General features: G+C 36.3%; 15 protein-coding genes. 13 read left to right on the forward strand and 2 right to left on the reverse strand.

All coding sequences use genetic code 11. From position 1 onward, the window contains the following. Positions 1-3: 3 nt before the first annotated feature. The 10 genes from murG to MOO45_RS03460 all read left to right on the forward strand — a co-directional run bounded on the left by murG (position 4) and on the right by MOO45_RS03460 (position 9,833). Entirely contained in the window at positions 4-1,104 is a 1,101-nt protein-coding gene (murG, locus tag MOO45_RS03415) for an undecaprenyldiphospho-muramoylpentapeptide beta-N-acetylglucosaminyltransferase (protein WP_249514982.1), read from the forward strand. Between the two features lie 4 nt (positions 1,105-1,108). Beyond that, positions 1,109-1,912: a cell division protein FtsQ/DivIB gene (locus MOO45_RS03420; RefSeq protein WP_249514983.1), complete on the forward strand. Its 804-nt coding sequence runs from the start codon at positions 1,109-1,111 to the stop codon at positions 1,910-1,912. Between the two features lie 78 nt (positions 1,913-1,990). Continuing rightward, positions 1,991-3,295 (forward strand): cell division protein FtsA, encoded by a 1,305-nt coding sequence (gene ftsA, locus MOO45_RS03425; protein WP_249514984.1) that lies wholly within the window; start codon positions 1,991-1,993, stop codon positions 3,293-3,295. A gap of 35 nt (positions 3,296-3,330) precedes the next feature. Continuing rightward, on the forward strand, positions 3,331-4,515 hold the full coding sequence (gene ftsZ / locus MOO45_RS03430) for a cell division protein FtsZ (RefSeq protein WP_249514985.1): 1,185 nt from the start codon (positions 3,331-3,333) through the stop codon (positions 4,513-4,515). A 12-nt stretch (positions 4,516-4,527) separates the two neighbouring features. After that, entirely contained in the window at positions 4,528-4,929 is a 402-nt protein-coding gene (locus MOO45_RS03435; RefSeq protein WP_249514986.1) for a cell division protein SepF, read from the forward strand. A gap of 42 nt (positions 4,930-4,971) precedes the next feature. Continuing rightward, positions 4,972-5,208, forward strand: a complete 237-nt coding sequence (locus MOO45_RS03440; protein WP_249515147.1) for a YggT family protein — start codon at positions 4,972-4,974, stop codon at positions 5,206-5,208. Continuing rightward, on the forward strand, positions 5,208-5,960 hold the full coding sequence (locus tag MOO45_RS03445; RefSeq protein ID WP_249514987.1) for a YlmH family RNA-binding protein: 753 nt from the start codon (positions 5,208-5,210) through the stop codon (positions 5,958-5,960). Before MOO45_RS03440 ends, MOO45_RS03445 begins: the two co-directional genes overlap by 1 nt. Positions 5,961-5,980: 20 nt before the next feature. Further along, entirely contained in the window at positions 5,981-6,661 is a 681-nt protein-coding gene (locus MOO45_RS03450) for a DivIVA domain-containing protein (RefSeq protein ID WP_249514988.1), read from the forward strand. A 188-nt stretch (positions 6,662-6,849) separates the two neighbouring features. Further along, positions 6,850-9,630, forward strand: coding sequence for an isoleucine--tRNA ligase (ileS, locus tag MOO45_RS03455; protein ID WP_249514989.1), 2,781 nt, complete (start codon positions 6,850-6,852; stop codon positions 9,628-9,630). Then, a complete protein-coding gene (locus MOO45_RS03460; RefSeq protein WP_396022416.1) occupies positions 9,630-9,833 on the forward strand; it encodes a cold shock domain-containing protein in 204 nt (67 codons plus the stop codon). Before ileS ends, MOO45_RS03460 begins: the two co-directional genes overlap by 1 nt. A gap of 96 nt (positions 9,834-9,929) precedes the next feature. Here the strand turns inward: MOO45_RS03460 and MOO45_RS03465 are convergent, their stop codons facing one another. Next, on the reverse strand, positions 9,930-10,568 hold the full coding sequence (locus tag MOO45_RS03465; protein ID WP_249514990.1) for a DUF421 domain-containing protein: 639 nt from the start codon (positions 10,566-10,568) through the stop codon (positions 9,930-9,932). A gap of 9 nt (positions 10,569-10,577) precedes the next feature. Then, the gene (locus tag MOO45_RS03470) at positions 10,578-11,027 is read right to left on the reverse strand and encodes a DUF3290 family protein (RefSeq protein WP_249514991.1); all 450 of its coding nucleotides are present in this window, start codon (positions 11,025-11,027) and stop codon (positions 10,578-10,580) included. Positions 11,028-11,120: 93 nt separating this feature from the next. Here MOO45_RS03470 and MOO45_RS03475 point away from each other — a divergent pair, with 93 nt between their 5' ends. Genes MOO45_RS03475 through MOO45_RS03485 form a run of 3 tightly spaced genes read left to right on the forward strand, consistent with a single transcriptional unit; the run spans position 11,121 to position 12,565 of the window. Beyond that, positions 11,121-11,666, forward strand: coding sequence for an NUDIX hydrolase (locus MOO45_RS03475; RefSeq protein WP_249514992.1), 546 nt, complete (start codon positions 11,121-11,123; stop codon positions 11,664-11,666). A gap of 2 nt (positions 11,667-11,668) precedes the next feature. Continuing rightward, entirely contained in the window at positions 11,669-11,860 is a 192-nt protein-coding gene (locus MOO45_RS03480) for a hypothetical protein (RefSeq protein WP_249514993.1), read from the forward strand. Between the two features lie 15 nt (positions 11,861-11,875). Continuing rightward, positions 11,876-12,565 (forward strand): 5'-methylthioadenosine/adenosylhomocysteine nucleosidase, encoded by a 690-nt coding sequence (locus tag MOO45_RS03485; RefSeq protein ID WP_249514994.1) that lies wholly within the window; start codon positions 11,876-11,878, stop codon positions 12,563-12,565. The last annotated feature ends 6 nt before the right edge of the window (positions 12,566-12,571 follow it).

Below are 12,571 nucleotides of genomic sequence, written 5' to 3' on the forward strand. Positions count from 1 at the left end.
AAAATGAGAATAATTGTATCCGGTGGTGGCACTGGTGGACATATTTATCCAGCATTAGCTTTGATTAAACGCTTACAGCAACGCCGTTTAATTGAAGAAGTTCTTTATGTTGGAACGCAGACAGGTTTGGAACAAAAGATTATCAAACAAGAGCAAATTCCGTTTAAAGCATTGAAGTTGCAAGGTTTTCAGCGCAAATTGTCATGGCATAATGTAGAAACGGTCAAATTATTTGTTCAAAGTATTCATCAAGCTAAGAAAATTATTACGGATTTTCGGCCGGATGTTGTGGTTGGTACTGGTGGCTATGTTTGTAGCGCTATTGTTACGGCAGCTCATTTTAAGAAAGTACCAACCTTAATTCATGAACAAAATTCTATTGCAGGGCTAACTAATAAATTTTTAGGTCATTTTGTTGATAAAATTGCATACGCATTTGAGAATGTAACTACGCAATTTAGTGAAAAAAATAAATTAGTGTTTACAGGAAATCCACGTGCACAAGAGGTCAATGCTCTAAAACCGAATGAAAGATTAAGAGATTTTGGTTTGGATCCACAAGAAAAAACTATTATGATTTTTGGTGGCAGTCGTGGTGCTAAACCGATTAACCAAGCTGTTATTGATAGTTTGCCTTCGTTTAGTCAAATGAATTATCAATTGTTATTTGTTACTGGTCAAGCTCACTTTGCGGCTGTTCAAAAACAGTTAACTCAACCATTATCTGACCGCATTAAAGTTGTACCTTATATTGACGATATGCCATCAGTTTTACCTGATTTAACATTGATTGTTGGGCGCAGTGGTGCTACTTCGATTGCTGAATTAACATCTTTGGGAATTCCTGCTATTTTTATTCCTAGTCCATATGTTACACATGATCATCAAACAAAAAACGCCCAAGCATTGGTTGACCAAAAAGCAGCTTTGATGATACCTGAAACACAATTAACAGCGCAAACATTGGTACAGACGGTTTCTCAAGTTATGGGTGATTCTCATTTGTTGCAAGAATTGTCGGATAATGCTAGGCAGTTAGGTGTTGATGACGCTAGCGATCGTTTAATTCAAGTACTCTTAGATTTAATTCAAAATAATAAGTAAAACTATGAAAAATTCTAAGCAACAAACCATGTTAAAATTTCAAAATCAATACTCTAGAAATCATCAAAGACCGACGCGATGGATGCGCTTTAAGAATATTTTACGTAAATTTTCTTTTAAAAATTTGTTTTTATTAATGTTGATGTTGGGTATTTTGTTTATAGGTTATTTGTTTTCGCCTTTAGGGCATGTCCGGACAATTAATGTGACCGGTGTTAATTATTTGGGAGCACAACAAATTATTGATGCGTCCAAAATTGATAATAATTCGCTTGTGTTGCAGACTTTGTTGATTCGTAAAAGAATTAATCAGCAAGTGAAACGACAAGTTCCTTTGATAAAGGATATCAATTATTATTATACGAATTTTAATACACTGCATTTTAAGGTTAAAGAATATCGAACGGTAGGTTTTGTTGTTCGCAATCATGGCTATTATCGGATTTTGGAAAATAAAAAAATTATCAATTCTAAGTTGAAGCAACCGATTGGTAATTTTCCAATTTATCAAAACTTGAATCATAAAGTGACATTAGCTAAGACAGTTGAGTTATATGTTAAATGTCCGCATACTTTAAAAAGTGATATTTCAGAAATTCATGGCTCCAAAAATTCTCTAAAGTATCCTTATCGTGTTGAACTATATATGAACGATGGTAATTTAATTATAGGCGATATTCGGACATTGGAGTCCAAACTGAAATATTATCCAGCCATTGTTAAGACAATGTCTAAAAAAGGAGTTATTAATTTGGAAATTGGAGCATACCTGCAATCGGTTAAGGGTAAGGGTTCTGAGCTGGATTAGTTATTAGAATTTTGGTATTATTTACTGTGATAGGTTTTTAAATTATAAGTTGGAATATTGTGGGAGGTTCATAATAATATGGATGATTCACGAATCATTGTCAGCTTGGATATCGGTACAACTGCAATGAAAGTGGTTGTGGCCAATATTCAAAACTCTCAAGCAAATATCATTGGTATTGGCAGCGCACATTCTCAAGGAATGGATCGTGGTGTTATCGTTGATATTGATCAAGCAGCGACAGCGATTAGTGAAGCAATCAAAAAAGCATCATCACAATCTAATACAGATATTAAAGATGTGGTTGTTGGTCTTCCTGCTAGTGGTTTGCAAATTTTTAAGGCTCACGCCATGGTTGCTTTAAATGGTCAATCTAAAGAAATTAATAACGATGACGTTCAAGAAGTGATGAGCGCTTCTGTTGTGCAAACTTTACCGCCTGAGTTGGAATTTGTAACACTATTACCAAGTAGTTTTAGTGTTGATGGTTTTACCAATGTCAATGATCCGAGAGGGATGATTGGTAATCGTTTAGAATTTAATGGTGTTTTATATGCTTTACCAAAATCTATTTTGCACAATGTAAAACGTGTTGTTCAGCGTGCAGGATTGAATTTGATACATGAAATTTTAGCGCCGTTAGCTTTGGCTAAAGTTGCTTTGAATAAAGGTGAACGAGATTTTGGTACCGTAGTGATTGACTTGGGGGGGGGTCAAACCTCAGCTTCGGTGATTCATGATAATAAACTGAAATTTACTGCTATTGACCCTGAAGGTGGCAATTTAGTCGCGCATGATATTTCTGTAGTTCTGAATACGACTTTAGATAATGCTGAGAAGTTGAAACATTATTATGGTAATGCGGATGTTCAACATAGTTTGTCTGGGGAAACGATTCCTGTAGAAGTTGTTGGTCAAGAACAAAATCAAAATATTTCTGGCGAGTATTTGGCTTCAATTATTTCGGCACGTTTGCAGCAAATTTTTGAACGTTTAAAGCGTAGTTTAGATCATATCAAGGCTCAAGATTTACCAGGTGGTGTGATTTTAACTGGTGGCTTGGCAGAAATGAGCGGCATTAAGGCATTGGCGCAGCAGGTATTGCAAGTAAAAACTAAGACATTTATTCCCGAGCAAATGGGATTACGTCACCCTTCGTTTGCGGAGGGCTTGGGGTTAGTTTTGTATACAAAAGATTTGAATGATTTAGATTTGATTGCATATGATGTAGTACATGAACCAGTATCTAAAAAAACAAGGGTGACAAGTTCCAGTCGATCTGATTCTTCACCGCGGACAGAAAATTCTGGGAAAGAAAAACCACCAAAATCGATTTCAACTGGTGAAAAAATTAAAAATTTTTGGAGTCGTTTCTTTGATTAGAAGTACTGAATCAGATCAGGAGGAAAGTTGTTAAAATGGATAGTTCAATAGATAAACAAGAAAAAAATTCCGCCACCATTAAAGTGATTGGTGTTGGTGGTGCCGGCGGTAATGCTGTTAATCGAATGGTTGAAGAAGAGATCAAGGGTGTTGATTTTATTGCCGCCAATACTGATATGCAGGCGTTGGATCTTTCAAAAGCCAATACGCGCCTGCAATTAGGACCTAAGTTGACACGTGGTTTGGGTGCTGGCTCAGATCCTGAGGTTGGTCAAAAGGCTGCTGAAGAGAGTGAAGATGTTATATCTGATTTGTTGAAAGAATCGGATATGATTTTTATTACTGCAGGGATGGGCGGTGGTACTGGTACTGGAGCGGCTCCAGTGATTGCCAGAATTGCAAAAGATTCAGGAGCTTTGACTGTAGGGGTAGTGACACGTCCATTCTTATTTGAGGGTCCTAAGCGCGCAAAATTTGCGGATAAAGGGATCGAAGAATTAAAGCAACATGTTGATACTTTAGTTATTATTGCTAACAATCGCTTATTGGAGATTGTTGATAAAAAGACCCCGATGAACGAAGCCATGCATGTCGCTGATGATGTTTTGCGACAAGGTGTGCAAGGAATTTCTGATTTGATTACTTCTCCAGGATTTGTCAATTTGGATTTTGCCGATGTCAAAACGGTGATGTCTGATCAAGGTTCTGCGCTGATGGGAATTGGCATCGGTAATGGCGAAAATCGGATTGTAGATGCTACTAAGAAAGCAATTTCCTCACCTTTATTAGAGGTGTCAATTGATGGGGCAAGACAAGTGCTTTTGAATATTACAGGTGGACCCGATTTATCATTATTTGAAGCGCAAGAAGCAGCAACAATTGTTTCGAGTGCAGCCACTGAAGATGTTAATATTATTTTTGGAACGTCAATTAATGAGGGCTTAGGCGATGAAGTCAAGGTGACGGTAATTGCTACGGGAATTGATGATGATTCGAAGGATAAACGTGAGAAAAATGATTCGACTGGCTCGGAAAATATCAAGGGTCAAAAAGAACAATTTGATCCATGGAATATTAGTAACGATAATTCCAATTCTTTAAAGCAAAATTCGTCAAATAATAATGATTTTGATATTTTTCAACAGTCTAATGTTTTGAATGATAACGACAATGATGATGATGATTCAATGCCGCCTTTTTTAAAGCATAATCCCAAATAATGGAGGATAACAATGGCTTTTGGTAAATTAGCAAGTTTTTTTGGCTTGGATGATAATGAAAATAATGTTTCTGAAGATGTCATGCCGCCAGATATTTCGATGGAAGTAGATAATCAAAAGGACAACGTTGTGGCATTGAGTACACATACAGCTCAAAAGCCGAGTAAAATTCAAGTCGTTGAACCACATTCTTACGCTGATGCAAAACAAATTGCAAAAGAATTGTTGATTAGTCGGGCAGTGATTGTGAATTATCGTAATGTTACTGATGAACAGATGCGTCGAATTGCAGATTTTTTGTCAGGTGCAATTTATGCCACTAAAGGTGATATTAGCCAAGTGGATGAGCAAGTTTTTTTGTATGCACCATTAAATTTTAAGGTTAACAGTAACGCGATTAATTTTAACGATTAAGTTGAGGATGATTGAGTGGTTAATGTATTAACTGGATTGCCAGTGACTTTAATTTATTTAATAGATATTTACGAATGGTTAATAATTATCTGGGCGTTATTAACTTGGTTTCCTGGAGCTTCCCAGTCTAAATTAGGAGTATTACTCGGTAATTTGGTAAATCCTTTTTTGTCCATTTTTGATCGAATTATCCCACCTATTCTCGGAATCAGTTTTTCACCAGTCTGGGCCTTTTTAGTATTAGATTTGATTAAACAATTGGTTTACAAAATATTCTGATGAAAAATAATTCGGATCAGCTTTTTAAACTAAAAAATTTAATTCGTGCCGCGCATACTAATTATAGTAAGCAAGTTAGTAATTTTTTAAATCCGTATGAACAGCGTTTAGCTCAAGAACTTTTGACTAATATGGATGAATTTGTTGCAAAGTTTTCTGGTGGATATCCACAAGCTCAGAGAAAAAGACTCTTGATTGTTCCGCCATATCTTGAATATTCGAGTGATGATTTAGAAATTCAATTGTTTCAAATTAACTTTAATGAACGTTTTGTTAAGTTGCATCACCATCAAATTATGGGAAAATTATTGCATTTAGGTTTAGATGAAGGTACTTTTGGTGATATTATTACTGATGGTAGTCACTGGCAGTTTTTTGCACAGAAACATTGCACTGCTTTATTAGAACAAGAAGTGACGCGGATTGGTAATTTTAAAGTTAGTATTCAGCCAATTGATCGTCATGAGTTGCTTCTGGTGAAAAGTGAATATCAAATGGTTTCTGTTAACACCAGTTCATTGAGAATTGATCAATTGATTAGTGTAGTTTTTCAATTGAGTAGACAAACAGCTAAGGAATTGATTCATCGTGGTGAAGTTATGGTTAATTGGCAACGTGAAAAACGTAGTGACTATATCATTACCGTGGGTGATTCTATCAGTGTACATGGTTTTGGTCGGGCAACATTAGTGGATTTGTTAGGTCATAAGAATCAGAAATGGCAGTTATACTTACAAGTTTATCGACATTAATGAAAAAAGGAGACTTAAAAATGGATTTAACTCCCAATGATATTAAAATCAAAGAATTCAAATCGCAATTACGAGGCTACGATAAGAATGAAGTTAATCAGTTTTTAGATAAGATTATCGAAAATTATAGTGATGAGATAAAGACTAATCATAAATTAGATCATGAATTAAAAGACGCTAAGGCACAGATTGCATATTTTAATGAATTGCAAAATACAGTGAATGAATCCATTATTACGGCACAAAATGCTGCAGATCAAGTGAAAAAGACCGCTGATGCTCAGGCTCAAGAAGTTATGGCTCAAGCTCGTCATAATACGGAAAATATGGTTGATCAAGCTATTGATCAAGGTCGACAAATTATCAATGATGCTCAAAGTAAAGCACAAGCCTTGATTCAAAAAGCTAACGAACTCCAGACACAGATCCAAAAAAATTATGATGATTTACAAAACATTATGGCGGAACAACAAAGTTTATTAACGTCCGATACTTGGCGGGATTTATTAACTAAAAATGATCAGCAATTAACAAAAAGTATTCAAGCTGATACACAAAATTATTTGGATAAGTTAGATCAATTTGCAGCAGAAATTAAAAATAATAGTACGGATGAAGAACAAGATACTGATGATCTAGTTTCGGCCAATTTAGGAACACAAGTGGTTGACAAAGATGTACAAAATGTTGATAATCAGTAATAAATTAATTAAAAAATCAAACATGAACTTGACAGCGAACTTGGGGCGGTGAAAGCCAGGATGGAGCTCTCGGTTTGGTTTTATCAGCTTTAACTAGCAATTTTATTTGGTAGATACTTATTTTAGGTGGTATAGCGAGCAATTCGTCCTGATAAGGGACGAATTTTTTTATTTAGGAGGGGAAATTCATGCGAATCAAAGATACCTTAAACTTAGGAAAAACTGCTTTTCCAATGCGTGGTAACTTACCCAAAATGGAACCCGTTTGGCAAAAAGATTGGGAAGATAATAAAGTTTATCAGCGACGGCAAAAATTGAACGAAGGCTTGCCAACTTTTGTATTACATGACGGGCCACCGTTTGCGAACGGTAATATTCATATGGGACATGCAATGAATAAAATTACTAAGGATATTATTGTTCGATATAAGTCTATGGCTGGTTTTCGAGCACCTTATGTGCCAGGTTGGGATACCCATGGTTTACCAATTGAGCAGCAATTGACTAAGCAAGGTGTTCATCGTAAAGAAATGACAACAGCCCAGTACCGACAACTTTGCTATGATTTTGCGATGAAAGAAGTTAATAAACAGCGGACTGATTTTAAACGTTTAGGCGTTAGTGGTGATTGGGATCATCCATACATTACTTTGCAACCAGAATATGAGGAACAAGAGATTCGGGTGTTTGGTAAGATGGTGAAGCGTGGTTTGATTTATCGTGGTAAAAAGCCTGTTTATTGGTCGCCATCATCGGAATCAACTTTAGCTGAAGCAGAAGTCGAATATCACGATATTAAATCACCGTCATTGTATGTAGCGTTTCCAGTGAAAGATGGTAAAGGTATTATTGATAATGATGCTTCTTTCTTAATTTGGACGACGACTCCGTGGACCTTGCCTGCCAATGAAGCAATTGCAGTTAATCCGCGATTTGAGTATTCATTGATTAAATTGCCTTCAGGTCAAAAATATGTAGTCGCTAGTGAGCGGATTGATTATTTAGCTGAGACTTTAGGCTGGAATCAATATGCAGTTTTACGGCAATATAAAGGTTCAGATTTAGAATATTTAGTTGCTAAGCATCCTTTCTATGATCGTAATTCCGTCCTAATTCTTGGTGATCATGTCACATTGACTGATGGGACTGGTTTGGTTCATACGGCACCTGGTTTAGGTAGTGATGACTTTAATGTAGGAATGAAATATCATTTGGAAGTTTTATCACCGGTCGATAATCAGGGACGTTTGACTGATGAAGCCCCTGGCTTTGAGGGTGTCTTTTATGAAGATGCTAATAAAATGGTAACCAAGGTGTTGGAAGAAAAAGGCACAATGGTGAAATTAGACTTCTTTGTTCACAGTTATCCACATGATTGGCGGACGAAAAAACCAGTGATTTTCCGTTCAACGCCACAATGGTTTGCTTCGATTGATAATATTCGTGATGAAATTTTAGAGCAAATTCAAAAAGTAGAATTTCAACCTAGTTGGGGTAAAACACGTTTATATAATATGATTCGTGATCGTGGCGATTGGGTGATTTCTCGACAACGTATTTGGGGAGTTCCGTTACCAATTTTTTACGCTGAAAATGGTGAACCGATTATGACACAGGAAACGATTAATCATATTGCTGATTTATTTGGCAAATATGGTTCTAATATTTGGTTTGAAAAAACAGCGGAAGAATTGTTACCTGAAGGATTTACACATCCTGGTAGTCCAAACGGCAAGTTTACTAAAGAAACTGATATTATGGATGTTTGGTTTGATTCTGGTTCCAGTAATCAGGCGGTTCTAACGACGAGACCCGATTTACATTTTCCATCTGATCTGTATCTGGAAGGTTCCGATCAATATCGTGGTTGGTTTAATTCCAGTTTGATTACGTCCGTTGCTGTTAGTCATCAGGCACCTTATCGCAAGATTTTGTCGCAAGGATTTACCTTGGATAAACAGGGTCGTAAGATGAGTAAGTCGTTAGGCAATGTGATTGTTCCAAGTGATATTGAAAAGCAATTTGGTGCTGAAATTATTCGCTTATGGGTGGCTTCCGTCGATACAAGTTCTGATGTGCCAGTATCTTTAGACACTTTTAAACAAGTTTCAGACGCTTATCGTAAGATTAGAAATACTTTGCGGTTTATGTTGGCGAATACTGCTGATTTTGATCCGCAAACGGATCGTGTGGTTGATCAAAACTTAAGTTCAGTAGATAATTATGTTAAGGTAAAATTGTCTGAGCTCATTCAAGATGTGCAAACAGATTATGATCAATTTGATTTTGTCAATGTGACGAAAAGAATCAATGAATTTTTGGTTAATGAAATGTCGACTTTCTATCTAGACTTTGCTAAGGATGTCGTTTACATTGAATCTGTTGATATGTTAGCAAGACGCCAGATGCAGACAGTGATCTATGACGCAGCAGTAGCCATTACCAAAATGTTAACACCTATTTTGCCGCATACGATGGAACAAGTTTGGCAGCAACTAAAGGAACCGGAAGATTATGTTCAATTAGCGCAAATGCCGGAAATTAAGCCAGTTTTGAATGCTGAACAAGTTTTGGCAGATTGGCAAGAATTTATGGAGTTTCGTGCAAATGTTTTGAAGTCGTTGGAAAGGGTTCGAGATCAAAAACTGATTGGGAAGTCTATGGAAGCGGCGGTGACAATTTATCCTGATCAACATTTAAAAGAAGTCTTGGAACGTTTGGATGTTAATGTTGGTCAATTATTGATTGTCTCTCAATTCGCCATTGCTTCACAACCTTTAGCAGATAGTGATGAGTATGATGATGTTCAAGTTTTGGTACAACCGGCACAAGGTGAAGTTTGTGAACGTTGTCGAATGACCAAGAAAGATGTTGGTTTAGATCAACAATTACCAATGCTTTGTGAACGTTGTGCTACGATTGTTCGTCAAGATTATCCTGAAGTAATTGAGGAAGGATTTGATGAATAATGACAGGAACGGTTGATTGGTTTGATATCAAAAAGGGTTTGGGTGAAATTATAGCCCAGGATACAAAAGAACATGTTTTTGTGTATTTTACAGCTATTCAGGGTACTGGTTTTAAAAGCTTGGAGGCTGGTCAGCAAGTAAATTTTGAAATTGCTCAAGGCTTTAAAGGTCCACAGGCAGTTAATGTGTCTGTTTTATCTTAAATCTGTTTTAAAAAGGGATCCGTTACTGATGTGCACCCCAAAATTGTCTTAATTTTGGGGTGCACTTCATACGCGAATCCTTTTTATATTTAGTTTTTAATGTTTTAAACCGTAAGGAAAAATACGCAAACCATCGTGATCGACCATAGCCATGTAGATATCATTGACATCATAGTGAGCTTGTTTGATTTGATTAATGACCCATTGTTCGTCATGATTAGTGTACTCTAAGCCTAGTTGATCGATCTGACCGTCCATAATAACGGGAAATTGATATTTGAGATCTTTTTTAACTGTAAAACTAATTTGTCCGTTTTGTTCCCAAACGGCTTTATCAATATCATTTAAATCGTTTATACCAGCTTGTCTTAATTTAAAGGCTAGGTCATGAGCCGAAATTCCAGCTTTGGTGGTACGTTCCGATAAAATTTTGCCCTCAGAAATAATAATCGTGGGTTCACCATCGATGAAATGTTTGATAAAATGATTACGGTTTGTTAAAAATTTCATGGTGAAAACTACTAGTGTCCAAATTAGGAGCACGATGAAAAATTGTAACAGGGTAATATCAGAGTTGTATAAAACGCCACCGATGATGCCGCCTAAAACAAAGTTCTGCATTTGATCGATGACATTGCTAGGTGCTAAATTAGACTTACCTAAAAGGTTAATTTGAATAATCATTGCAAAAAAACCCATGATTAATTTAATAAAAGTTTGCCAGTAAAAAGTCATTTGTTCCTCCTAATGATTGATAACATTGATTTGGGGATTAGTGAGATGGACTTTGGTGATTTCAAAGCTTGAATTATCCGCATTTAGTTGCACTTTGAAAATTTGAGATTTCACTTTGAGTAACATTCCATCCTCTAAAGCTGTAGAATTAGAGTAAATTTGATGTACATTAGTCTTTTTTGTATGAGCGACTTGCTTCATTAAACCGGCGACTTGACCATTGCCATTAATGGAATTACGATCTTGCGTCCAATTATCGTATTGAATCGTCAGAGTTAGTAGTAGAGCGAGGATCGTGATGATAGTCAATTCACGATATTTGCCATCATCACGGTGCTTGAGAAATAATAATAGGCTAATGATGATGATACCCAATAAAATGACGCTGATGAAAATCATAATTGCAGACATGCGATTGGGCTGGCGTGTTAGATAATCGTAAGTATAAAAATTTGACATCTATATGCCTCCATTAATTGTTTAGTGATAGTGTAACAATAAATGAGCAGAGGCCAAAAAATGATGCATTAATTTTGAAGGAATGGTTGAAAGATGGATTTAGTAGAAAAAAAATTAACAAACAAACGGATCTATACAGGAAAGATTTTAAATTTAGACGTTGAAACGGTACAATTACCGAACAAGCAAACTTCAACTAGAGAAATTGTTCATCATCATGGAGCAGTTGGCGTGATTGCTTTTATAGATCATAAATTATTGTTGGTCAAACAATGGCGCGAACCTATGCAATGTTTGACTCTAGAGATTCCTGCTGGCAAAGTTGAACCCAATTGTCAGGATTTACAAGCTGAGGCTTTGCGTGAATTAAATGAAGAAACTGGCTATACTGGTTCAAGTTTACAACGTGTGACGGGTTTTTACTCAACTCCCGGCTTTAGTGATGAATACATTACGCTGTTTCAAGTTTCTGATGTCATGCCGGTTCAACATAAATTACCTTTAGATGAAGATGAGTTTGTGACAACGGAGTTGTTAACTTTGGAACAAGCAAATGAGCAGGTTAAATCAGGTTTAATTTGTGACGCAAAAACGATTTGGACGTTACTGTTTTGGCAACAGTTTGAGGGAAAAAAGTAATAATGGAAACTGAAGAAAAATCAGAAATGAGTCGGTTGAAATCATCTGATCCAGCAAAAGAAACTGAACATCACGTTTTCAGTCGCTTTGATCCACAGGCTAAGTCTTTACGTTTGAAAAGATGGTTGAACCATTGTTTAGTGATTGTAATTATCTTAATTATTTTGGTTTATTTAATTTTGTTTTTTGTCTAGGAGGATTTTATTTTTATGAAAATTGGTGTTATTGTTCCGATGGAAGAGGAATTGGGCTTATTGACAAATTCTTTGAATAATGTGTCTTGCGAACAAATTGCAGGCATTAAGTTGTGGTTGGGTTGTTATAAAAATCATCAAGTCGTCGTTGCACAATGTGGGATTGGTAAGGTTCAGGCCGCAATGGTTACTACATTATTATGTAGTAATTATCAAATTGATATTTTGATCAATACTGGTTCAGCGGGTGGAATTGGGGAAGGATTAAATGTCGGTGACGTTGTAGTTTCTAAGCAAGTAGCTTATCATGACGTCGATGTCACTGCTTCTGATTATCCCAAGGGTCAATTACCACAGCAACCATTGTATTTTAAAGCGGATGATCGGTTAGTTGAACAAATTGTCGATGCTGGACATACTGTAGGGCAAGATAGTAAAGTTGGCTTGATCGTTTCGGGTGATCAATTTATCGGTAGTCAGCAACAAAAACAACAAATTTTGGCTGATTTTCCAGATGCGTTAACCGTAGAAATGGAAGGGGCAGCAGTTGGTCAGGTTGCAACTCAGTTTTCAATTCCGTTTGTCATTATTCGCTCAATGAGTGATGTGGGTGATGATCAAGCTAGTGTTTCTTTTGATGAATTTGTGCGTGACGCTGGAGAACGTTCGGTTCAGATGTTATTGAATTTTATGGATCATAATTAAGAATTA

The sequence above is a fragment of the Bombilactobacillus folatiphilus genome, assembly GCF_023380265.1.
Classification (GTDB): Bacteria; Bacillota; Bacilli; order Lactobacillales; family Lactobacillaceae; genus Bombilactobacillus; species Bombilactobacillus folatiphilus.